The following is a 24244-nucleotide window of genomic DNA, read 5'->3' as shown; positions in this document are numbered from 1 at the left end:
CAGGTTTCGGATCAAGGTTACGGTGGGTGGTTACGAAAAAACGCGGCCCGTCCGGCCGCGCTGTGAATGATATGCAAATTGCTGTGTTCCGGCGTCGCAACTGGCGGCAATCAGAAGATTACCAACTTGCACCATCCCTTGTTGAAAGGCCGAGATCACCGGTCACCAGATCGGCCCATTTGTCGGGCTCACGCATGTCGATATGGCGCAATTCCGGGCGGCGCATCCGGGCCTTGTTAAACAGTTGCAGTCGGTCACCGGGCGACATGCGGCGCAAACGGTGCAGCGCCTTGCGAACTGCGTCATTGCGGGGGGCGGCCGGGCTCTGGAAGCTTTTTTCGATCACCGCAAGGCGTCTTTCCAGCCAATCGCGGCTGATCGCGACCTGTTCGATCAGGGTTTTGAAATCCCGCACAACCGGGAAATGATCAAGCCGCAGATGCGCCACCGCTATGGCGGTGCGCCAGACCTGACGTTCGACGCCCTGGAGGTATCGCCAATAGATCTTTACCTTGGCATTGATTTCAAACTTCGTCTGATCCGGACCGGGAAGATGATGCGCAAGTTCTGTCATGCCAGCATGAAATTCATCGAATGTTACCGGACGATGCACGCCGTTAAACCGTTCGCGGACGTCAAGGACCGCGCGAATGGCCCCGCGCGCCGGGCGATAGCGCCCATTGCCGTGCAAGTCTGCGCGCAACCATTCGGGCATGTCAAAATCAGAAAGCATGAAGTTGATGATATCTGCATGCCGATCATGAGCAGGCATCGGGGTTTGCAAATAATCCGACAAACGAACGTTGGTCTTGATATCCATCGCGGCCTCCGATCTGTTCGATCACCCTGCTTCCCATGCAGGCGATCCGAAAGGTGTGCCCCGTCCCACGCAACTGATTAACAGTTGGTTAATTGAGATATGGTGCGAAAACGTAACGTTTCAACTCCCCACATTGTTCCCACGGTAAAATTACTGTGATTCCAATAACAAGGAAGAGTTGATCCCTTACCCTTCCAAATCGACAGCAACACTGTTGCGGCGCGGTTGCCACAAACCGCGTTCAATCGCTTCATGCAAGCGGTCCTTAATATCTTGCAATGCATCAGGGTTATGATCGGCAATAAAATCGCGCACCTCGGCATCTCCCAGATAGGCATCATAGACCAGATCAAAGTGATGATCGGCGACACAACGCGCCGTGGCGGCAAAGGCAAACAGATAATCGACTGTTGCCGCCATCTCGAACGCGCCTTTGTATCCATGGCGCATCACGCCCTTGATCCATTTGGGGTTCACCACACGGGCGCGGACAACACGGGCGATTTCTTCTTCAAGGGTGCGGATTTTCGGGCTTTCGGGGCGGGAATGGTCGCTGTGATAAACTGTGGGCTGTTTGCCCGACAGACTCCGCACCGCCGATGTCATTCCACCTTCGAACTGATAATAATCATCGGAGTCCAGCAGATCATGTTCGCGGTTGTCCTGATTATGGACAATCGCATCAACCTTCGACAGACGGGTTTCAAACAGATCGCGGGCCGCCGTGCCCTCGGCCCCGTTGCCATAGGCATAGCTGCCCCAGGCAAGATAGGCATCGGCAAGATCGTATTCGTCTTCCCAAAGCTTTTCGTCAATCATCGCCTGTAGACCGGCACCATACGCCCCCGGCTTGGAGCCGAAAACGCGAAAACCGGCCTGTCGGGCGGCTTGATCATCCGCGATACCTTGGTTGCGGAGTTTTTCCGCCTCGGCCCTTACCCGCACGGCAATCGGATTGATGTCATCGGGTTCGTCGGATTGGTCGGCCACCGCGCGCACCGCACTGTCAAACAGATTAATCAACCCCGGAAAAGCATCGCGGAAGAAACCGGAAATGCGCAAGGTCACATCAACACGCGGACGCCCCAGCACCGATGCCGGCATGATTTCAAACCCGGTCACGCGGCGCGATGCGCTATCCCATGTCGGGCGTACCCCCATCAGCGCCAGCGCCTGTGCGATATCATCGCCACCGGTACGCATGTTGCTCGTCCCCCAGACCGACAAACCAAGGGCAGCTGGCCATTCGCCATGATCCTGAACGTGGCGTTCCAACAACAATTCCGCTGATTTCCAGCCCAACTGCCAGGCCGCCGGGGTCGGCACCGTGCGGGTATCAACCGAATAGAAATTGCGCCCGGTTGGCAACACATCGGGGCGCCCGCGGGTCGGCGCACCAGACGGGCCGGGTTCCACGAACTTCCCGGCAAGACCACGTAACAGACCTTTGATCTCGGCCGGGCCACAGCCGGTGACAGCGGGCCGAATATTCGTTTCGATATCGGAAATAACATCAACGACCGCCGACCATGCCGGATCGGCCTTTACAGTGCCCTTGACCAGATCACGCGCCAGAAGCTCGATCCGTTCCACAGTATCGCCCGTAGTGCGCCATGGTCCGATGTCCGCGCTGTCATAGGCGGCCAGAATATCGGGCTTGGCGCCGGGCCAAAACTCGGCAAAGGCACAGTCAAGCGGATCGAATGCCCGATCGCCAAGAATATCCTTGGCGATTGCACGGTGCAGGGAAGCCTTGGGCCCGCTATCCGCTCCGCGCGGCAACCGCGCAAGGGCCACCAGAAGATCGGTTAACAGATCCCCTTCCGGTGCCTTGCCAAAGATATGCAGCCCATCGCGAATCTGAAGTTCCTTAAGCTCACACAGATAGTTATCAAGCTTTGCCAGCGCGCTTTCTTCGTCCTCGCCGGCCTCGATCCCGCAATCACGGTCAAGCCCGATGCGGATCGCCAATTCAAGGATGTCGCGTTTCAGGATCGCTAGGCGCCTTGGATCGACTGCGGCGGCGTCATAATATTCATCCACCAGCGCCTCAAGATCTTTAAGCGGCCCATAACTTTCAGCGCGCGTCAAAGGCGGGGTCAAATGGTCAAGGATCACGGCCTGTGCGCGCCGCTTGGCCTGTGTGCCTTCGCCCGGATCATTGACAATAAACGGATAGAAATGCGGCGTCGGGCCGAATACCGCCTCGGGGAAGCAATCCTCGGACAATGCCAGCGACTTGCCCGGTAGCCATTCCATATTGCCATGCTTGCCAAAATGAATGATGGCATCAACGCCAAACACATGGCGCAGCCAGATATAAAACGCGAAATAGTTGTGCGGCGGCACCAGATCGGGCGAGTGATAGCTTTCAAGCGGATCAATATTATAGCCACGTGCCGGCTGCAACCCGATCACCACATTGCCGAGCGGCAGGATGGAAAGCGCGAAGGCATCGCGGTCTGCCAGATAGAACGGATCGTTTTTCGGATCTCCCCAGGCTTCCCTCACCTGATCGCGGATGGTTCGGGGCAGATCATCAAATGCCTTTTGATAGTCGCTTTGCGCCAGGGTCACGCGAATTTCGCGGGTCGCAAGCGATTTGAAATCGTTGGTCGGACCGGCCTTGATCGCAGCAATCAGCGCATCGCCATCGGCGGGCAGATCATTGACCCGGTATCCTTCACCCTGCATGGCACGCAGTGTTTCAATCATGCCGGCCGGGGTATCAAGCCCGACCCCGTTGCCAAGGCGGGCATCCTTGTTGGGATAGTTGGCCATCACCATCGCAACCTTGCGCGACGCGGCATCAGAGTTACGAAGGCGTACCCAGTTGGCGGCAAGTTTGGCGGTAAAACCCACGCGATCCCGCACGGGGATGTATTTCACCAGATCAATCTGGGTCAGGTCATCCTTACCCGCCGATCCCTTGAACGAGATGGCGCGTGAAAGGATACGCCCATCGACCTCGGGCAAGGCGACATTCATTGCGATATCGCGCGCAGCCAGTCCATTCACACCTTCGCGCCAGGCTTCTTCGCCGCCGCCGGAAAGCACCACCTGAAACACTGGTGCATCTACCGCATCAAACGGTCCGCCTTTTCGTTCTGATCCCGGAACGGATATCGCAAAACCGGTGGTATTCAAAATCAGTTCCGCATCGGTTTCGCACAGCCAGTCTTCAACCAATGCTGCGGCCACCGGGTCCTTGAGGCTGGCGACAAAAATCGGCAATGGATTCAGACCGTTGGCACAAAGTTCCTCAACCAGCGCGTCAATGACATCCAGATTGGCGGCCTGCACCAGCGATCGATAAAAGACAATTGGTGTAACCGGTTGATTTTCAACCCAGTTCGCCCTGATGTCATCAAGGCTTGCCTGTGCCTTTCCCGGCCAATAGCCGCCAGCCTTGACCAGCGGGGCGGCGGGTGACCAGTTCCAATTCACATTTGAATTCAGGTTTTCGTATATAAGACGCAGTAAATTCTCGGAGTTTTGTGGTCCACCCTCGATCAGATAGCGCCAGATATTCTGGTATTCACGCCCCTTGGCGGTCGAAAGCGACAACAGCTCCGCATCAGGTTGATCATCACCGGGCAACAGGACCAAGGGAATGTCCTTGGCGCGCGCAAGAGCAACCAGTTGTTCGATGCCATAATCCCAATAGCCACACCCGCCGAGAATGCGCACGATGATGAATTTGGCATCGCAAAGCACATCGTCGATATAAAGATCGACCGACATGTTGTGACCAAGCTGAAGCAAGCTTGCCAGTCGCAAGGACGGAACCGCGTCATGATATGCATCGACCAGACGCCCCTGCGCCCCGGCAAGACAGGCCAGTTCGGATTCAGCCGCCGACAGGATCACCACATCACCGGGTTGCTGTCCAAGGTCCACGGCCTCACTGCCATCGGTCACCATTCCGGGCTGAGCTGCCAAAAGATGCATCGGTTCTTTCCGTTTTTTTGAGGCCGTTTTTTTAAGGCCGTTTTTTTAGACCACTTTTCAGATGATGTTTCACATGAAACAAAACGTGAACAAACCGGCTTATGCCCCCTTTATTGCGGCCTCGATGGCGGCACGGTCGAGACCATGCAAACCAATCACCACCAGTTCCGACCGGCGAGTTTCCCCGTCTGCCCACGGGCGATCGAAATAGCGCTGGAACCGTTCGCCAACACCCTGCACCACATGGCGCATCGGTTTGCCCGGCACATCAAGGAACCCCTTGATCCGCAGGACATCAAACTGCCGCACGACATCAATCAGGCGCTTTTCAAGGGCTGCCGGATCGCTGATCGCATCAAGGGCGACAACAAAGCTGTCAAAATCGTCATGATCATGTTCGTGACCATCGTCATGATGGCTGGGCCGGCTATCAAGATCGTCCTCAGCGGCGGCACCAAGGCCCAACAGGATGGCATTCTCAACCCGCGAATGATCGGTCGCGATGATCTTGACTGACGGCTTTTGAAGCTCCGCCCTGATATCGGCTTCGACCTTGCTGCGTTCGGCATCGGTGAGAAGATCGGTTTTGTTCAAAACCACCATATCGGCACAGTGAAGCTGTTCTTCGAACAGTTCTTCAAGCGGGCTTTCATGATCAAGATTGTCATCAGCTTCGCGCTGGGCCTGAACCGCGTGGTGATCATGGGCAAACAAACCATCGCGGAGTGCGGCCCCGTCCAGAACAGCCACCACACCATCAACCGTCACGCGCGACCGGACTTCGGGCCAGTTAAACGCCTTTACCAAGGGTTTTGGCAGGGCAAGACCAGATGTTTCGATAACAATATGATCTGGTGGCGTATCACGATCAATCAGGCCTTGAATGGTCGGCAGAAAATCATCTGCCACCGTGCAACAGATGCAGCCATTGGCCAGTTCAACCACGTCATCTTCTGCGCACCCTTCGATGCCACAGCCATTGATGATGCCGCGATCAACACCAAGATCGCCAAATTCGTTAATGATCAGCGCAATGCGTTTACCATCTGCATTTTCCAGCATATTGCGGATCATGGTTGTTTTGCCTGCACCGAGAAAACCGGTAATGACGGTTGCCGGGATTTTGCCCAATTGTGCCATTTCTGAAATCCTTAAAAATCAATTCTTTGTGTTGCTATATGTTGTTATTTGACTTGCATCGGAATGCCGGCCACCACAAGGGTGACCTTGTCTGCCAGCTCCCCGATGCGTTGATGCAGGCGCCCGGCATGATCACGAAAACTGCGCGCCATTGCATTTTCCGGCACGATGCCAAAGCCGACCTCGTTTGACACAAAAAGGACCGGCACGACAAGTGTTGGCACCAGTTCACAAAGTGCTGAGATCTCGGCATCAATATCGCGATCTTCGAGCATCAAGTTGGTCAGCCACAAGGTCAGGCAATCGACCAGAACCGGCTTGCCACCGGCAACATTACAGGTCCGAAGTGCTGCGCACAGTTCAAGCGGTTCTTCGATGGTGTGCCAAAGATCGCCGCGCGATTGTTTGTGAAGATCGATGCGGTTGGCCATTTCATCATCCCAGGCCCGTCCGGTTGCGATATAGGTTCCGCCGCCCGCGTGATTGATGATGTTTTCGGCAAACCGGCTTTTACCGGAGCGCGCCCCGCCAAGGATCAGATGCGTCCCGCCAAGGGGTGCTGTGGGGGGTAAAGTCTGGGTCATCCCGTTTATTCCTCGCCATGGCCTCCCACCGAGGCCCGATTGCGTCGCCACCATCAAAAGAATAGTGACACCTTCGGCAGGTTTCCTGGCTGCGGGCATGAAAGCGATCCGCCTTCCCGGTTGCCCGGTGGCTGGTCTGGCGCCATCGCGCCGACCCGGATCTCCCAACCCGATACAGTTGCGGGGGCAGCATCGGCCTTGCACCGATTTCCCATCACCGAACGGTGCGCCGAACCTATCAGGTTTGCCAAAAATGCCAAAGGTCATTCTGGGGACTTAACCCTTCGTTGCGCACACACCCTAATCGGAAGGTCAGTATTTGTAAGAATTGTCTGCTTGAGAGGTCATACCATTTCAGCCAACATCAAAACCGTTGCGCTGGAATCAGAGACGGAAAAATCCGCAATCTGGCGAAAACCCGGGATTGAAAAGCACAAAACCCGGCTGGCAGCAGAAAAATCTGCGCCGAAACTCTTGGGGTAAACTGGAAGTTTGCAAGAACACATGGCTATACGCTCTCACCTATCGAAAATCCGACAGTTGAATGCGCCAACCTGGACCACGTCCTCTCGCAAGGACATGTGGTTGGGTTTGCTTGGTCGTTTGAACAGCCCAAACCCGTCCTTTCAGGACTTTCTTGAGGAATACGCCAACGAAGGCGAAATCACGCTGGCACGGCGTGATGTCCGGGAAATCTTTGCCAAGGATGCTTCAAAGGGCGTGATCGCGACCATCATCTGGTCGCACGAACGGGGCATTCGGGTGAATGCGCTATCGCTGCTTGTGCGCGATATGTCGACCCTTGTGACCCTGATGTCGATTGCCGATTTCGGACAGGAAGAACTGAACGAACTGCTTTCACAGCCAGGCATTTCTGTTCCGACCGCAAGCAAGATGCTGTCAGCCTGTGGCAAAACCTATTGCGGCATGCCAGCCGCCATCATTGACGACACCATCATTCAGGTCATCGAAAGCGCATCCTTTGCTGGCGATTTCCCGAATGTCGCCAAGCTCCGTGCAAAATCACGCAGCCGGCCGGTACCGTATTATCAGGCCTATCTGCGGGATGTTTTCGATATTTGCCAAAAACATGACCTGAGCCCGGACATGGTGGACCGCTATCTGGCCGAACATGCCCTTGATGACATGGCATCAGACGTCGAACTGGCTTCTGCGTAAAAGGCTTGCTTAAAATCGCTGATTAACGGCTGTCACACGCCAACCGGGTTCTTCGACCTCGTCGATATATTCAAGCGTGGTCAAACCCAAAGTATCGACATGAAACGCCAGTGCCGCTTCAAGCGACAGGCCAAGTGCGTTGGCCAATACGGCACGCACCGTGCCACCATGAAGCACAGCGACAATATCACGCCCGGCGAACGCATCGTTTAATCGCCCGAATACTGGCCCGACGCGCCCGACAACATCGGCAAAGCTCTCACCTTTCGGGGGATGCTGACGGGCAAAGTCCGTCCAGAAACGCGTTGTTTCGCCCTTGGGCAAGTCGTTCCAGTTTTGCAGCTCCCAATCACCGAAATGCTGTTCGGCAAAACCGTTTTCGCCCTGTGGGGCGACGTCGATATCCATGAAACTCTGCAGGCTGCGGGCCGTATCGTGGGTCCGCGACAGGTGGCTGGCGACCCAGACCGCATCCCTTGGCAACTGCCCGGCAAGGGATGCGAGCGCCTGTTGATCCGTCAGATCGGCGGGCATATCGCTTTGACCATAGACCAGTCGTTCGGGGTTTTTGACCGGGGCATGGCGCACCAACCACCAGCGTGTTGTTCTCATTCGGTTTATGACCCCTTCTTCTTGTACCAAATCATCAGATGACGGCGATGAAGGCAATTGCGACAAAAAGCTCGCTTACCAATTGGGTGGCGCCCAACACATCCCCTGTTTGACCACCGATCTGCCATTTCGCCACCACCGCGACAAGACCAACAGCCAGGACCGCGCCCGCCAGAACCGCAAGGGTCGCAATCAAGCCCGCCAAAACGAATGACAGGATGGCAGCGATAATCACAGAAAGGCCAACCATCACCCATTTTGGTGATCCCGCACCTTTGCCCAAACCATTGTCACGCGCCGGCGGCAAAACATGCATCACAACCGGTATGGCTGCGCGGGATGTTATGGCCATGACCAGAAACAGGATCGCCGCCTGCCCACTGTCACCGGCTGCAGATAACAGAACGATGCGCAGCCCAAAACACAGGATCAGGGCAACCACACCATAAGTCCCAATATGGCTGTCGCGCATGATTTCGAGTTTGCGCGCGCGCTCAAACCCACCGCCAAATCCGTCCGCGCAGTCGGCCATGCCATCTTCATGCATCGAGCCCGTCAAAAGCACCATGCCTGCCAAGGCGATGATTGCAAAAATCAGGAGGTTGTCCGTCAATTGATAGACCAGCATTGCCGGCAATATGGCAAACCCGGCCAGCAACAACCCGACCAGCGGCCAGGACCATACCGATCTTGCGATCAATTCGGGGCAAAAGTCGTGAATACCGGTAACCGCTACCCGGCTCAGCAACGCCAGCGCCCGCCAGAAATCAGAGATCGGAGATGTCTTGATCGTGGTCTCAGATCCTTTGCCAATATACGCATCCGCGCCACTGCCGGCCCTTGAATCTGCGCTTTGCATATTTGTTTCGTTTTGGTTATGATCTTTGGACACCATAAATTTCCGATTTTCAAACTGGCAATCTGTTGCGCCCGGGCCTAGTTTGGGCTGACTTCCTGAACCGCTTTAAACAATTGGTTTCCGAGCCTAATCCTTACCATCGCGGAAGCCAAGCGGAACACATCAAGCACCGATGCCGCCAGCCGGAGACCCACATGTTCAACCCGAAACATCCGCCGCAAAATCTTGCGGAAATTCGCGCCCTTCTCGCAGAACTTCCCGATGTCGACCAAGAGGCGCAGGCCGCTGTTGCCGCGCGCGAACCGACATTGACCAAGCCTGCCGGGTCGCTTGGACGGCTTGAGGATTTCAGCAAGTGGCTGGCCGGTTGGCAGGCCACATCACGCCCGCGCATGTCACGCCCGCGCGTAACGGTCTTTGCCGGCAGTCATGGTGTGGTCGACCAGGGCGTCTCGGCCTTCCCCGCCAGTGTGAACCAGCAGATGGTGGAAAACTTCATCAATGGCGGGGCGGCAATCAACCAGATTTGCAAATCGGTCGATGCGGAACTGCGCGTGATGGAAGTCGCCCTTGAAATTCCGACCAACGATTTCGCCACTGAGCCGGCAATGGATGACGAAGGCTGTGCAGAGGCGATGGCCTTTGGCATGAGCGCGATTGAAAAGGGGCTCGATTTGTTTGTGCCCGGGGAAATGGGTATTGGCAACACCACCGCAGCCGCGGCAATTTCGCACGCGCTTTATGGCGGCGATGCCGCAGACTGGACCGGACGCGGGACAGGGATTGATGATACGACCCTGGGCCGTAAAACCCGCGTGGTGGGCGATGCCATCATTCTGCATAAAAACCAGATGCATGACGGGCTTGATGTTTTGCGCTGTGTCGGGGGCCGTGAAATTGCTGCCATGGCCGGTGCCATCATTGCCGCACGTTTTTCACGGGTTCCGGTCTTGCTTGATGGCTATGTATCCTGTGCGGCGGCGGCGGTATTGGCCGCGATGCGCAGTGACGCCCTTGATCACTGTCTGGTCGGGCATGTATCGGCAGAACCCGGTCATGCACGCCTGATCGAGAAGCTCGGCAAGGAAGCGCTGATCAATTTTGGCATGCGTCTTGGCGAAGGATCGGGAGCAGCCCTTGCCATCCCGCTTTTGCGCGCATCGGCAGAATGTCACACCGGCATGGCGACCTTTGAGAAAGCCGGGATTGATGGCAAGGAAGACGACTGATTTCCGGTTTCGGTAGACCAAAAACCAATAGCGCCGGTAACGGCGCTATTTTTTTGTCCGTTCGTTCATCAGATGCTCGACATGGCGGCCCTGGAACATGGTGATGTTGATCGAATGGCCAAACTTGATGGCCCGTTCGTCATCACAGCGGCACAGAATGACGCGGGTATCCCCCGATTCTGCCACAGCGGCGCGCATCGTTTCACGATGTTCGTCATCCATGTTTTCCATTTCCGGATCCCACAGCATCTTGATCATATCAACGCCAAGCTTGTTGCGGTTGATATAGGGCAGGGACAGATGGCTGATGCCATCAATACAGATGCGATAACCACGATCACGGCAGAAATCACGGGCAAAGAAGAACGCCCCAAGATCGGCAAAGATATCGATTTTTTGCAGCTCAAGCACGATGGTGCCGCGCTGACCGGCCTTGACGTTACTGTCAAAGGTCAGGAAATCCGGCGACAGCAAGGTGGAGACATTCAGATTGATACTGACCGAGCCAGTCACCGAGGCGTCATTCGATCGCGTCAGAAGCGACAACATCCGACGATCAAGAATTTCGGTCAGATGCTGAAACAGCCAGCGGTTTGACAGCACGTTGACGTCAGGCAACAGAGTTTCCTGCAAATCCTTGATCGAAATGAACAATTCATGGAACACCGGCGTTGGGTGCGCATCACCGACCACAGCACAAATTGCCTGGCGGCGCATTAGATTGGACAGATCTGCACGGCGAAGGGATTCATCAATGCGCCCCAGAATTTTCGGGGTGAGCGGCGCGCGATCATCGCTGAGTTCCGGGTGATCATTGTGGCGTTCGGCGGCCTTGCTGATGATTTTGGGCCGATTGGCGTTGGCGCGCACCAGCATCTGGGTCAGATGCAGGAATTCCTTATATTGCTGACCGACATCGTAATAGTCGGTGAAGGTTGCGGGTGCACCGCTTTCATCCTTGCCGTCACTGATGAGCGGGTCGTCATTAAACAGGAATTTCAGCCGGAAGATGACGGCATTGACCTCGTCCATCTCGGCCGCATCAAAAATGAAAATCAGATCCTGGTTCGACAGGGTGAAAATGCGTCCGGTGACTTCCGGCACGATTTCTTCAAAGGCGCCAATGGCTGTCCGGATGTGATGGTCACGCCGGTTAAAGGGCAACAATTTGGAAAAATGCACATGGATCGCACCAACACCTTCCTTGCGCCGCTCAAGGCGTCGCACATAGTCAACGAGAAAGGCTTCGGGCGATGGAATTGAGCTATCAGACATGAATGCAATAACCAGAAGATTGTTTTGACGGAATCACAGCCGCTAATCTGCCCGAACCACGATAACGCCCGTCCATTAACAGGTTATGTATTAGCATTCATAACCTTTGAAACCAAACGTGAATATCGGGCAATTTCAGACATATCGAGGAAACGATAAGTCGTAGCTTTCCGCCAACCAAGCTGCTAGTTTCAGCCCGTTTTGATGTCAGAGCGATAAGGTTAAAGACGATATGTGGCGACGCAAGCGCGTTTTGGGCACGCATACAAACGCTTGGCCTCTTCAAATACTCGGAAAATTCCGCAATCTGATTGCAAAACACGGCTGAGACGATTTAGCGAGCAGGACCTGAATTACCCATGGATATCAAAGCCTTTTTCGAAGCCGAGTTTGACGAGCATCTTGACCTGGTCAACAAGACCCGCGAAGCCACGCGCAATGCCTTTATCGAACTGGTCGAGATTTGCACCGATGCACTGAATGACGGCAACAAACTGTTGTTTTTCGGCAATGGCGGTTCTGCTGCGGACGCCCAGCATATCGCTACTGAATTTACAGTTCGCTATATTAATGATCGGCGTGCGTTACCGGCAATTGCACTGACCACCGATAGCTCTGCCCTGACCGCGATCGGCAATGATTTCGGGTTTGATCATCTGTTTTCGCGCCAGATCGAAGCGCTTGGCAATCCGGACGATGTTGCAATCGGCATTTCGACATCAGGCAACAGCAAGAACGTCAATCTTGGTCTGGCCAAGGCCAAGGAAATGGGTCTGATTGCGACCGGCTGGACCGGCAAGACCGGTGGCGACATGGTGGGTCTGTGTGATCCGCTGATGATCGTGCCCAGCAACACCACTGCACGCATTCAGGAAATGCACATTCAGATTGGCCAGATGCTGGTCGGTGCACTTGAACACACGCTTGGCCTGACCAAAAACTAGCCTGCAAGCAACCAAAACCACCTGAAGACTCCGACAGAACAAAGAATTGCGACCATGACCGATCTTAGCCATCTGGCCCGCCAGGTTGAACAACTGACCGATGCCAAAGTCCTTTGCATTGGCGATGTCATGCTTGACCAGTTTGTCTATGGATCGGTTAACCGCATCTCGCCCGAAGCCCCCATTCCCGTCATCCGGGTCGAGCGCGAAAGTGCGATGCTGGGCGGGGCAGGGAATGTCACGCGCAATGCCACCGCCCTTGGCGCGTCGGTGCAGTTCCTGTCGCTGGTTGGGGATGACTTGCCCGGCCGCGAAGTCATGGAATATGTCGCAAATGACAAGGGTGTTGAGCCCTATATTCAGACAGAGCGCAACCGTCCGACCACGATCAAGACGCGCTATATTGCGGGCGGACAGCAATTGTTGCGGTCTGACAACGAAACAACAAGCGACATTACACCTGCCACCATCAGCAATATCTCCACCCTGGCGGGTCAGCTGGCCCCGGATGTCGCGGCAATTATTCTTTCAGATTATGGCAAGGGCGTTTTGCATGCCGATGTCGTTGCCGCAGCGATTAAGGCGGCACGCACGGCTGGAAAACCGGTTATTGTCGACCCCAAGGGTCATGATTACAGCATCTATCGTGGGGCAACCGTCGTCACTCCCAACCGTGCAGAGGCCGAAGCGGCGACTGGTATTGCGGTTAACAGCGATGAAGATGCGGTTGCGGCTGCCACCAAAATCATTACCGAATGCGGTATCGAAAATGTCCTGCTTACCCGCAGTCAGGATGGCATGACACTTGTCACCAAGGGCGGCGAGGCGCTTCATCTGCCGACCGAAGCCCGCGAAGTCTTTGACGTTTCCGGTGCTGGTGACACGGTCGTTGCCTGCCTGGCATCTGCCGTTGCAGCCGGGTCAAGCCTTGCTGATGCCGCGCGCATCGCCAATGTCGCGGCCGGGATCGTGGTTGGCAAGATCGGCACTGCAGTTGTTTACCCGGACGAGCTGATTTCGACCCTGCATCATCATGATCTGATGATTGGCGAAGCCAAACTGATGCCGCTTGATCGCATGGTGGACCGCGCAGAGCGCTGGCGGCGCAAGGGATATACAGTCGGGTTTACCAATGGCTGCTTTGATCTGCTGCATCCGGGCCATCTCAGCCTGCTGAAACAGGCGCGGGCAAATTGTGATCGTCTGATTGTCGGGCTGAATTCCGATGCATCGGTCAAACGTCTTAAGGGCGAAGCCCGCCCCGTTCAGTCCGAGGCCGCACGTGCCGCGGTTCTGGGGTCGCTTGAAACCGTCAGTGGGGTGGTAATCTTTGACGAGGACACGCCGATTGAACTGATCTCGGCGATCAAGCCTGACATTCTGGTCAAAGGCGCGGATTACACCATCGACAAGGTTGTCGGTGCCGAAATCGTTCAGGCCTATGGCGGCACAGTGGTTCTGGCCAATCTTGAAGACGGCTTTTCGACCACATCGACCATCGCCCGGATGAACAAGGGCAAGGATTAAGCGTCCGCCCCCAAATCATCGTCATCCGGCCAAGGTGAGATGATGAGGTCAGGCCAGATTTTCTGCCAGCGGGCCACCTTGGCCTCGTAAACCGTTTTGACCGGCAAAACCGTGTTCGGGATGACCCGGCCTTCCATCACAAGCGACAGGCCGAACGGTGCATAGATTCGGTAGGCATCGATCCCATCCTTGTCCCAATCCTTGCGCACGCCAATCGCACTGGTCTGATAGGCAAAGCGATCGATACCGTCGCTGGCAGCACGCACGGCACCATAAGGCACACCGAACTTTTCCGGATACCAGATCGGGACGCGCGCCTGATTGCGGATCTCGACCGAAACCGCGAGATCGGCAAACAATTCAGCACCTTGTGCAATCACACGATCTTCGGCCTGCCATGACGTATCGGGATCGAAGTAAAAAAGATCATAGTCGGCAATATCAGAGTCCGGGGCGCGGTTGGCCTTGATGTTCCAGATGGTTTGGGCAAGACATCCTGCGGTCAGCCACCAGTCTGCGATCCCGCATTTTGCAAACCGGTCAAGGATCAAACTATTGATCGGATTTCGCAGGATTCCTTCAAGGAACTCGCGGCCCTGCGGAATGTCTCTGGCGGATTGCCCGCTACTCATAGCGCGACCCAGATCACTTTAAGGACAATCGGCCAGGCCCCGTTGATCAGACAGGACGTGGTGAAAAGCCGCAATGCACGGTCAATATCAAGGGCTGTCAGGTCGCGACGCCCGTTCCCGATATAAGGATCATCCACCACTTCACTGCCATATTGGCGGGGACCGGCAAGGGCGATTTCAAGCGCCCCGGAAAAGGCTGCTTCCTGCCAACCGGCATTTGGGGATTTGTGTTTTTTGGCGTCGCGCAGCATGGTCTGCCACGCAGTTTTGCCACTGGTTTTCCCGCCAATCCACGCGGCGAGGCAGATTATACCGCCGGCAATCCGGGCGGGGATGAAGTTCACCGCATCATCAAGGCGCGCGGCAAAACGTCCAAAATAAAGATAGCGGTCGTTGCGATGGCCAATCATCGAATCAAGCGTATTGATCGCCTTATAGACGCAAATTCCAATCGGCCCACCCACCACATACCAGAACAGTGGTGCGACCACCCCGTCCGAGAAGTTTTCCGCACAGCTTTCAATCGCCGCCCTGCTAACCCCGGCCTCGTCCAGCGTATCGGGATTGCGCCCGACAATCATCGCGACCGCCTTGCGCCCACCCGCAATGCCATCCTTCTTGAGCGCGACCGAGACGGCTTTGACATGCTGATAAAGCCCTTTTTGCGCGATCAGAACCGCGACCAGAAGAACTTCGGGCGCCCGGAAAACATCACCCATTGAGGACACGAACTGCACCAGACCACCCGCTGCCGCTGCGACCGCGATGACGGCGATACTTGTCATCGTGCCGCGCAGCAGCCGGTCAGCATTGCTGCGATCTGTGCGGTTCAGGCGTTTTTCAAACCACGCAATCAGGTTGCCAACCCAGACCACCGGATGCCCGATGCGTGAAAACAGCCACGGGAAATCACCAAACACCGCATCCAACACCAGTGCCAGCACCAGCATTGTAAAAAGCGGCCCGAAAAATGCGGGTTCCGGGATGAGAAAATCGGTGAAGTTCGGTTCCATGGCGGCAATGTGCGCGGTGATCGCCAAAGCGTCAATCACAATGACGGGGAATACAGGTAAGTGCCCGTCTGATCACGAAATTTGCCATCGGGTTTTGGCTTTGCTAGAAATAATTTCATACGAATTTTTATTTTATCATAACTTCTTCTTGCAAATCTGCCTGCCGAGAACTGCGTATGCAGAACATCATCATTCGGTCCCCACCAGCCCTGCCGTACGAACCAACCAACAACCAAAGGTCAGAACACCGCCCCACAACATCTTCGATATCGGGCCAATAGCGGCCCACAATAAGTAGTATTTTCGTCGCCCATGCCCCTTGCACATCATCTTGGCGTAGCTGCCGCTTGCATTCCGCAGGCCAATCGGTGAAAACGGGGGTGGCATCGGGTACCGCATGGCAAAAAATGTCGTGCGTGGAACACCATCAGAGAGAGACAAAGGAGCAGCCTTTTATGTCCCCCAAAGGCGCAGTAATGATTTGCGGTCACGGTTCGCGCGACGAACGCGCGGTTTCACAGTTCAACGCCATGGTTGAAGCGATGAAACAAACCCACCTGGCTGAATACGATGTCGAAAGCGGCTTTCTCGAATTTGCCCACCCGATCCTGCGTGACGGCTTTGAAAAGCTTAAAGCCATGGGCCACAAAAAGATTTATGCCCTGCCTGGCATGCTGTTTGCCGCCGGTCACGTCAAAAACGACCTGCCGAGCGAAGTAAACAATTTCGCCCACGAAAACCCGGATATCGAAGTCCTGTTGGGCCGTGATCTTGCCATTGATCCCAAGCTTTTGATGGCAGCAAAAGAGCGTATCGAAGAAGCACTGGTCGACGCTGATGACAGTGTTGCGCGTGAAGACACCCTGTTAATGGTGGTCGGGCGCGGCACCAACGATCCGGACGCCAATTCCAATGTCTACAAGGTCGCGCGCATGCTTCAGGAAGGCATGGGCTTTGGCCGGACCGAAATCAGTTATTCTGGTGTTGCCCATCCGCGCGTCAATGCCGGCCTGCGCGAAGCGATGAAGCTTGGCTACAAGCGCGTTGTCGTTTTCCCCTATTTCCTGTTTGCCGGCATTCTGATTGACCGCATCTACACACATACTGACGAGGTCGCCGCAGAATTTGCTGATGTCGAATTCATCAAGGCGGGTTACCTCAAGGACCATCCGATGGTGCTTGAAAGCTTTGCCGAGCGCCTGGCCGAGATTGATACCGGCGACAACAACATGAACTGCCAGCTGTGCAAATATCGCGAGCAGATCATTGGCTATGAAGGCGATGTCGGCACCCCGCAGGTCGGCCATCACCATCATGTGATGGGCATCGGCACGGATGGACACAGCCACGATCATGGTCACCACCATCATCATGGACACGGACATCATCATCACGGTCATAGCCATGCCCACAGCCATGATCACGGGCACAGCCATAGCCATGATCATGACGATGCCAAAAAGCCGACCGGTTCCTGACCGGTCGATCCTTGTCCCCTGAAAGGCGCGGTAATGTTTGACTATCTGCGTGACCCGCAGGAAATCTACGCCAAAAGCTTTGCCACCATCGAGGCCGAGGCAAAGCTTGCGCGCTTTTCAGAGGATGAACGCCCGATCGCCATTCGCATCATCCATGCCTGTGGCATGGTCGAGATGGCCGATCAGATTGCCTTTGGCCGCGATGTCGCCGCTGCGGCAACCGCATCACTCCAGGCCGGAAAACCCATCCTGTGTGATGCGGAAATGGTCCGCCACGGCATCATCACCCGGCTTCTGCCCGCCGAAAACCAGGTGCTTTGTACCTTGAATGACGGCGACACACATGGTCTGGCAGCGGAGTTGGCAACCACACGATCCGCCGCGGCTGTCGAAAGGTGGAAAGATCATATCGAAGGCGCAATAGTTGCCATTGGCAATGCCCCAACCGCGCTTTTCCATCTGCTTGAAGCCATCCATGATGGCCGTATGGCCAAGCCAGCTGTCATCATCGGCATGCCGGTCGGGTTTGTCGGTGCGGCAGAAAGCAAGGAAGCCCTGATTGCCCACGCCAACGGCATTCCGTTTGTCACGCTGCGGGGGCGCTTTGGCGGCAGTGCCGTAACTGCGGCCACGGTCAATGCACTGGCCCGCATGGCGCGCGACGATAACACCACCCCCGACGGCACGCTTGATCGCAAGAAAGGTGGGGTGTCATGAACGAACAATCCCCGATCAAGGGCCGCATCACAGTGATTGGCATTGGCGAGGATGGCTATGACGGACTTTCGCCGATTGCCCGCCAGATCCTGGAGAAAGCCAGCATCATCTTTGGCGGAAAGCGCCATATTGCCATGCTGCCCAGCACCAACACCGCCACCCAGAATAAATGGATCACACCGTTTGAAGCCAACCTGCCCCTGATCGAGGATTGCCTTGATCAAAACCCGGTGGTGCTGGCCAGTGGCGATCCGATGTATTTCGGGGTTGGCAATACGCTGATTAAATATTTCGGACCCGAACCGGTTTATGCCATCCCGGCACCTTCCAGTATTTCACTGGCGGCGTCGCGCCTTGGCTGGCCGCTTTCCGATTGTGATGTCATTACCCTGCATGGCCGTGATCCCGAAAGCCTGCGTAGCCATCTGCGCCCGCATGGCAAGCTGATCGCGCTCAGCGCTGATGGATCGACCCCGGCCCTGGTGGCCGTCATGCTGTGTGAGGCTGGCTTTGATCAAAGTCGCATGTCGGTGTGCGAACGGCTTGGCGGCCCGGATGAACGCATTACCACCCAGACCGCACAAACCTGGCAGTCACGGGCGACATCGATGCCCGATATCAAGCCGATTGATCCGCTCAACCTGATCATGATTGATCTCGAAGCTGGTCCCAACGCCAAGCCACTGCCCAAGGGCCCCGGTCTTCCTGATGATGCCTTTATCCATGATGGCATGATCACGAAATCCGAAATCCGTGCGCAAACGCTATCCTCGCTTGCCCCGTTTGCCGGGGGCGTGCTTTGGGATCTTGGCGCTGGATGTGGCTCCATCTCGGTTGAATGGAAACGTATGGGCGGTCTGGCGGTTGCGATTGAGCGCGATGCCGAACGCTGCGACCTGATCCGCAAGAACGCCATTCGTCTTGGCGTGCCGACCCTGGCGGTCGAGCAGAAATCAATCGAAGAGGCCCTTTCCTTTGCCGATCGTCTGCCAAAACCCGATGCGATTTTCATCGGTGGCGGGATTACGATTGATGGCCTGCTTGATACCTGTTGGGATCTATTACCACGGCATGGTCGACTGGTCGCCAATACGGTCACGCTTGAGGGCGAAGAAAAATTATTACGGTTTTACAATAAAAACGGTGGCAGCCTGACGCGCCTGTCGGTTTCCCGACTGGTGCCGCGCGGCGGTTTCAAGGGGTGGAGCAATCTGGCCCCGGTCACCCATTACCTCGGAGTAAAAGCATGAGCAGTGCGGAAAGTCCAGCAACGGCCCTTCCGGTGGCTGGCACGGCCTATGGGCTTGGTATCGGGCCGGGCGAACCGGATCTGATCACGCTCAAGGCCTATAACGTTCTGCAAAAGGCCGATGTTATTGCCTATCCCGCCCTTGAAGATGGTGTCAGCCTAGCCCGCCAGATCGTTGACCCGCACATCCCAAACGGCCGGATTGAAATCGCCATTCGCATTGAAATGGGCAAGCCCGCCGATCCGGTCTATGACGCAGCAGCGATGGAAATCGGCAAGCATCTGGCAGATGGCAAAACCGTCGCTGTGCTCTGCGAAGGCGACCCGTTCTTTTATGGCAGCTTCATGTATCTGTTTGGCCGGCTGGCCGAGGCCGGATATCCGGTCAAGACCGTGCCAGGGGTCAGTTCCATGATGGCTTGCGCCGCCCAGCTTGGCGCACCACTGGCCGCCAAGAACGACGTCTTGCAAGTCATCCCCGGCCCGCTGGATGCCGATCGGCTGCGCGAACAGCTGGCTAAGACCGATGCGGCCGCCATCATCAAACTAGGCCGCCATTTTGCCAAAGTGCGTGCTGTGATCAATGAACTGGGCCTGACAGACCGGGCGCGCTATATCGAACGCGCGACGCTTGAAACCCAGAAGATGGTCCCGCTTGGCGAATTGCCAGAGGATGCCAAGGCACCATACTTTTCCATGATCCTGATCCACCGTCGCGGAGACGCATGGCGATGACCGCCCAAAACAACAATAATAATCCGATACTGCCGACCGATCCGATTGCCCCGATTGCGGTGATCTGTCTCACCCAGCGCGCCCTTCCGACCGCGCGCAAGATTGCATCCAGCCTGCAAGGGGCGACTGTGCATGGCCTGCGCACGCGTGTTTCGACCGGTGATGTCGATTTCGCCTTTGATGATACCATTGCACATCTGCAACAAACCTTTTCAACCGGGCATGTCATTATCGGTGTCTGTGCATCGGGCATCCTGATCCGCGCCCTTGCGCCGCTTCTAAGTGGCAAGTGGCAGGATGCGGCTGTGATCGCTGTTGATGAAGCGGGTGATACCTTTATCCCGCTCCTGGGTGGGCATCACGGGGGCAACCGGCTGGCGCGCGATCTGGCCGACCGGCTGGGGGGCTTTGCCGCGATCACCACACCGGGTGATGCGATGCTGGGTCTTGCCCTTGACGAGCCGCCGGCAGGCTGGAAACTCGGAACTCCTGAAACTGTCAAACCGGCGACCGCCGCCCTGCTGGCAGGGGCATCTGCCCGGTTTGAGATTGAGGCGGGATCAGCCGCATGGTTGACCAACAGTGCGATTGCCCAATCTGATGACGGCAGTGTCGTAATCACGGCGACTGCTCGCGCCACCGACCAAACCGACTCTGATGACTCCGGACCGGAAACCGCCATCACCTATAACCCGCCGGTTCTGGCATTGGGTGTCGGTTGTGAACGCGGCTGCCCGGTCGATGATCTTTATGATCTTGTGATGGAAACACTGGCCGGACAATGTCTGAGCCCCAAGGCAATTGCCTGTGTCGCCTCGATCGATCTCAAGGCCGATGAAGCGGCCGTGCATGAACTGGCAAACCGTCTTGGTGTGCCGGCACGGTTCTTTGATGCCAAAACCCTTGAGGCCGAGGCAGATCGCCTTGTCACCCCGTCTGACGTCGTCTTCGCCGAGACCGGCTGCCACGGCGTTGCCGAAGGTGCGGCACTGGCCACGGTGGGTGCCAAGGGCAAACTGATCGTCCCCAAACACAAGACGAAGAAATCCACCTGTGCCGTCGCCCTGTCCCAGGATGACATCATCCCGGAGAATGCCGGAACCGCACAGGGCAGACTTTCGATTGTCGGGATCGGCCCCGGTCAGATCGGCTGGCGCAGTCCCGAGGCCACCGCATTGATCGGCCGCGCGACCGATATCGTCGGTTATCAGATGTATTTGGATCTTCTGGGACCGCTGATTGATGGCAAGAATTGCCACCATTCCGATCTGGGTGCCGAAGAAGCCCGCGCGCGACACGCCTTGGAACTGGCCGCGACCGGCAAGGACGTAGCCCTGATCGGATCGGGCGATGCCGGGATTTATGCGCTTGCGACCCTAGTGTTTGAACTGCTTGATCGTGAAAATCGCACGGATTGGAACCGGGTTGCGGTGCAGGTATCACCGGGCATTTCCGCCCTGCAGGCTGCCGCATCGCGGATCGGGGCGCCGTTGGGTCATGATTTCTGCGCGATTTCGCTTTCGGACCTTTTGACCCCGCGCGAAGATATCCTGCGCCGGCTGAAAGCCGCAGCCGAAGGCGACTTCGTGATTGCCTTCTATAACCCGGTATCGAAACGCCGCCGCGATCTGCTGGCCAAGGCGCGCGACATCCTGCTTGAACATCGACAGGATGATACACCGGTTGTTCTTGGCCGTCAGCTTGGCCGCCCGGATGAGGAAATCACGGTCGTTCCGCTTTCGAAACTGGAAGTCGACATGGTCGACATGCTGACCACCGTCCTGGTCGGATCGAGCAACAGTCGCCACATCACGCGCGGTGAAAACGAATGGGTTTATACCCCGCGCGGTTACGCCAAAAAGGGCCCGGATGCGGCCCAGGCCCCGGTACTTAGCACCTCAGCGCATAGCACCTCCGACACCCCCAAAAACGAGACTTCCATGAAAAGCGGGGCAGACTAATGACTGTTCATTTTATCGGCGCCGGTCCCGGCGCCCCGGACCTGATCACCGTGCGCGGCTTGCGCCTGATCGAAAAATGCCCGGTCTGCCTGTATGCCGGATCACTGGTGCCCGAGGAAATCGTCACAGCAGCCCCCGATGGCGCGCATGTGGTTGATACCGCGCCGATGAACCTTGATGAAATCATGGCCGAGATCGAGGCCGCCCACGCCAAGGGCCAGGATGTCGCCCGTGTCCATTCCGGTGACCCGTCAATTTACGGCGCGATTGCCGAACAGATCCGCCGTCTGGATGATCTCGGCATTCCCTATGACATTACGCCGGGTGTTTCGGCCTATGCCGCAACAGCAGCGGAAATCGGGGCGGAGCTGACCCTGCCTGATATTTCCCAAACCGTGATCCTGACCAGAACCGCCATGCGGTCGTCCAGCATGCCTGATGGTGAAAGCCTTAAGGAACTTGGCAAATCGCGCGCGACGCTTGCGGTGCATCTGTCGATCAATAATCTGGTCAATGTGGTGCGCGATCTGACCCCGCATTACGGCGAAGATTGCCCGGTTGTGATTGCCTATCGCGCCACCTGGCCTGATCAGCAATATATTTTCGGCACCCTTGGCGATATCCGTGCCAAGGTAAAAGGCAGCGGCATCACGCGTACCGCGCTGATCATGGTTGGCGAAGTTTTCGGTCGCAAGGATTTCACCGACTCTAGACTTTATGCCGCCGATCACACCCATGTTCTGCGCCCGGCAAAAGCATGATTGGCACGGGCGGATCGAAAGTCCGCCCGTTTTTTGTACAAACCCTTTAATCACCAAGTTTATTTTTTCAGCAGATCAGTAGTTTGCTGAAAAATATGTCATTTCAACTTTGAACATCCTTGACCGTCCTCACCCTGCACCCTTTAATCAAAGGGTAATAAAGGGGAGTATGCATGTTCAACGAGATGAGTGTAGACGACCAAATTCGCGAGCCTTATCGCGCTTTGGTTGACTGGATGGAAGCAAGCGGCCCCGAGGTTCTCGAACAAAAGCGCCTTGAAGCCGAAACCCTTTTCCGCAAGATCGGCATCACCTTTGCCGTTTACGGCGAGGGTGGCGATCCTGAACGGCTTATTCCCTTTGACCTGATTCCGCGCATCTTCACATCACAGGAATGGCGCAAGCTTGATCGCGGCGTCAAACAGCGTGCCCGGGCACTGAATGCGTTCCTGTATGACGTCTATCACAATGCTGAAATCATCAAGGCCGGCATTGTCCCGGCGGATCTGGTGTTTCGCAACGAGGCGTTCGAACCGGCCGTGATCGGCATTGATCCGCCGCGCAATGTCTATAGCCACATTGTCGGTGTCGATATCGTGCGTACCGGGCCCGAAGATTTCTATGTTCTCGAAGACAACTGCCGCACGCCATCGGGCGTGTCCTATATGCTTGAGAACCGTGAAATCATGATGCGCATGTTCCCCGATCTGTTCAAAAGCCTGCGGATCGAGCCGGTCGAAAGCTATCCGGACATGCTGCTTAAGACCCTTAAAAGCATCGCGCCGCGCAAATGTGACCGCGACCCCAACATTGTGGTTCTGACCCCGGGTGCGATGAACAGCGCCTATTATGAGCATTCCTTCCTGGCCGATCAGATGGGGGTTGAGCTGGTCGAAGGACAGGACCTGTTCGTCCATGAAGACCGGGTCTATATGCGCACCACACGCGGCCCGGCCCGGGTTGATGTGATTTATCGTCGTATTGACGATGCCTATATCGATCCGCTGTGCTTCCGGTCGGACTCGGTTCTGGGCATTCCCGGCCTGATGAATGTCTATCGGTCCGGCGGGGTGGCGATCTGTTCGGCACCGGGGGCCGGTGTTGCCGATGACAAGGCGGTTTATACCTTTGTGCCTGATATGATCCGTTTCTATCTGGGCCAGGAACCGATCCTTAATAACGTCCCGACCTGGAAATGCGGCAAGCCCGATAACCTGAAATACGTTCTTGAGCATCTTGGCGAACTTGTGGTCAAGGAAGTCCACGGGTCGGGGGGCTATGGCATGCTGGTCGGACCGGCATCGACCAAGGAAGAACAAGCCGCCTACGCCAAACGGATCGAAGCCGATCCCGGCGATTTCATCGCCCAACCGACCTTGTCACTGTCGGCCTGCCCGACATTCGTTGAAAGTGGGATCGCCCCCAGACATGTCGATTTCCGACCGTTTTGCCTTGTCGGTGATGATGTCCGCCTGACACCGGGCGGGTTAACCCGTGTTGCCATGCGCGAAGGGTCGCTTGTCGTGAACTCGTCGCAGGGCGGCGGTGTCAAAGACACCTGGATCATGAGCGATTAAA

At 56.2% G+C, this 24244-nt stretch carries 20 protein-coding genes and 1 riboswitch; of the genes, 11 read left to right on the top strand and 9 right to left on the bottom strand.

Annotated elements, in window-relative coordinates:
* Positions 1-118 precede the first annotated feature (118 nt).
* The 4 genes from ACXAF0_RS02425 to cobU all read right to left on the bottom strand — a co-directional run bounded on the left by ACXAF0_RS02425 (position 119) and on the right by cobU (position 6495).
* Positions 119-820, bottom strand: a complete 702-nt coding sequence (locus tag ACXAF0_RS02425) for a hypothetical protein (RefSeq protein ID WP_475343328.1) — start codon at positions 818-820, stop codon at positions 119-121.
* Between the two features lie 186 nt (positions 821-1006).
* Complete coding sequence (gene cobN, locus ACXAF0_RS02420) at positions 1007-4771, bottom strand: cobaltochelatase subunit CobN (protein WP_475343326.1); 3765 nt, start codon at positions 4769-4771, stop codon at positions 1007-1009.
* 99 nt (positions 4772-4870) lie between these two features.
* On the bottom strand, positions 4871-5911 hold the full coding sequence (cobW, locus tag ACXAF0_RS02415) for a cobalamin biosynthesis protein CobW (protein WP_475343324.1): 1041 nt from the start codon (positions 5909-5911) through the stop codon (positions 4871-4873).
* Between the two features lie 44 nt (positions 5912-5955).
* Positions 5956-6495, bottom strand: a complete 540-nt coding sequence (gene cobU / locus ACXAF0_RS02410) for a bifunctional adenosylcobinamide kinase/adenosylcobinamide-phosphate guanylyltransferase (protein ID WP_475343323.1) — start codon at positions 6493-6495, stop codon at positions 5956-5958.
* Positions 6496-6553: 58 nt separating this feature from the next.
* Positions 6554-6744, bottom strand: a riboswitch (cobalamin riboswitch).
* 255 nt (positions 6745-6999) lie between these two features.
* Between cobU and ACXAF0_RS02405 the strand changes: the two genes are divergently transcribed.
* Positions 7000-7674 carry a hypothetical protein gene (locus ACXAF0_RS02405; RefSeq protein ID WP_475343322.1) on the top strand — a complete coding sequence of 225 codons (675 nt, stop codon included), beginning with the start codon at positions 7000-7002 and terminating at the stop codon, positions 7672-7674.
* A gap of 9 nt (positions 7675-7683) precedes the next feature.
* Here the strand turns inward: ACXAF0_RS02405 and ACXAF0_RS02400 are convergent, their stop codons facing one another.
* Positions 7684-8286 (bottom strand): histidine phosphatase family protein, encoded by a 603-nt coding sequence (locus ACXAF0_RS02400; RefSeq protein WP_475343321.1) that lies wholly within the window; start codon positions 8284-8286, stop codon positions 7684-7686.
* A 34-nt stretch (positions 8287-8320) separates the two neighbouring features.
* Positions 8321-9145, bottom strand: coding sequence for an adenosylcobinamide-GDP ribazoletransferase (gene cobS / locus ACXAF0_RS02395; RefSeq protein WP_475343319.1), 825 nt, complete (start codon positions 9143-9145; stop codon positions 8321-8323).
* Positions 9146-9339: 194 nt separating this feature from the next.
* Here cobS and cobT point away from each other — a divergent pair, with 194 nt between their 5' ends.
* On the top strand, positions 9340-10374 hold the full coding sequence (cobT, locus tag ACXAF0_RS02390; RefSeq protein WP_475343318.1) for a nicotinate-nucleotide--dimethylbenzimidazole phosphoribosyltransferase: 1035 nt from the start codon (positions 9340-9342) through the stop codon (positions 10372-10374).
* Between the two features lie 45 nt (positions 10375-10419).
* On the opposite strand, the gene ACXAF0_RS02385 is transcribed toward cobT, so the two are convergent.
* Positions 10420-11649, bottom strand: a complete 1230-nt coding sequence (locus ACXAF0_RS02385; protein ID WP_475343317.1) for an EAL domain-containing protein — start codon at positions 11647-11649, stop codon at positions 10420-10422.
* A 359-nt stretch (positions 11650-12008) separates the two neighbouring features.
* Here ACXAF0_RS02385 and ACXAF0_RS02380 point away from each other — a divergent pair, with 359 nt between their 5' ends.
* Together ACXAF0_RS02380 and rfaE1 are read left to right on the top strand one after the other, a co-directional pair.
* Positions 12009-12593, top strand: coding sequence for a D-sedoheptulose 7-phosphate isomerase (locus ACXAF0_RS02380; protein ID WP_475343315.1), 585 nt, complete (start codon positions 12009-12011; stop codon positions 12591-12593).
* Between the two features lie 54 nt (positions 12594-12647).
* On the top strand, positions 12648-14120 hold the full coding sequence (gene rfaE1, locus ACXAF0_RS02375; RefSeq protein WP_475343314.1) for a D-glycero-beta-D-manno-heptose-7-phosphate kinase: 1473 nt from the start codon (positions 12648-12650) through the stop codon (positions 14118-14120).
* Here the strand turns inward: rfaE1 and ACXAF0_RS02370 are convergent.
* On the bottom strand, positions 14117-14752 hold the full coding sequence (locus tag ACXAF0_RS02370) for a nucleotidyltransferase family protein (protein ID WP_475343313.1): 636 nt from the start codon (positions 14750-14752) through the stop codon (positions 14117-14119). The genes rfaE1 and ACXAF0_RS02370 overlap by 4 nt on opposite strands.
* Positions 14749-15792 (bottom strand): adenosylcobinamide-phosphate synthase CbiB, encoded by a 1044-nt coding sequence (gene cbiB, locus ACXAF0_RS02365; protein WP_475343310.1) that lies wholly within the window; start codon positions 15790-15792, stop codon positions 14749-14751. Before cbiB ends, ACXAF0_RS02370 begins: the two co-directional genes overlap by 4 nt.
* A 428-nt stretch (positions 15793-16220) precedes the next feature.
* Here cbiB and ACXAF0_RS02360 point away from each other — a divergent pair, with 428 nt between their 5' ends.
* The 7 genes from ACXAF0_RS02360 (at position 16221) to ACXAF0_RS02330 (ending at position 24243) form a co-directional block, all read left to right on the top strand.
* On the top strand, positions 16221-17243 hold the full coding sequence (locus ACXAF0_RS02360) for a sirohydrochlorin chelatase (RefSeq protein ID WP_475343307.1): 1023 nt from the start codon (positions 16221-16223) through the stop codon (positions 17241-17243).
* A 33-nt stretch (positions 17244-17276) separates the two neighbouring features.
* Positions 17277-17960: a precorrin-8X methylmutase gene (locus ACXAF0_RS02355; protein WP_475343305.1), complete on the top strand. Its 684-nt coding sequence runs from the start codon at positions 17277-17279 to the stop codon at positions 17958-17960.
* Entirely contained in the window at positions 17957-19210 is a 1254-nt protein-coding gene (cbiE, locus tag ACXAF0_RS02350) for a precorrin-6y C5,15-methyltransferase (decarboxylating) subunit CbiE (RefSeq protein ID WP_475343303.1), read from the top strand. Before ACXAF0_RS02355 ends, cbiE begins: the two co-directional genes overlap by 4 nt.
* Positions 19207-19944, top strand: a complete 738-nt coding sequence (cobI, locus tag ACXAF0_RS02345; protein ID WP_475343300.1) for a precorrin-2 C(20)-methyltransferase — start codon at positions 19207-19209, stop codon at positions 19942-19944. The genes cbiE and cobI overlap by 4 nt, the downstream gene beginning before the upstream one ends.
* Entirely contained in the window at positions 19941-21905 is a 1965-nt protein-coding gene (gene cobJ / locus ACXAF0_RS02340; protein WP_475343298.1) for a precorrin-3B C(17)-methyltransferase, read from the top strand. The genes cobI and cobJ overlap by 4 nt, the downstream gene beginning before the upstream one ends.
* Entirely contained in the window at positions 21905-22666 is a 762-nt protein-coding gene (gene cobM, locus ACXAF0_RS02335) for a precorrin-4 C(11)-methyltransferase (RefSeq protein WP_475343295.1), read from the top strand. The genes cobJ and cobM overlap by 1 nt, the downstream gene beginning before the upstream one ends.
* A 173-nt stretch (positions 22667-22839) precedes the next feature.
* Positions 22840-24243 carry a circularly permuted type 2 ATP-grasp protein gene (locus ACXAF0_RS02330; protein WP_475343292.1) on the top strand — a complete coding sequence of 468 codons (1404 nt, stop codon included), beginning with the start codon at positions 22840-22842 and terminating at the stop codon, positions 24241-24243.
* Position 24244: the final 1 nt, after the last annotated feature.

This window comes from Thalassospira sp. ABD4_177 (genome assembly GCF_056160125.1).
The sequence above is the reverse complement of the archived record's forward strand: the minus strand, read 5'-3'. Positions and strand labels throughout refer to the sequence as shown.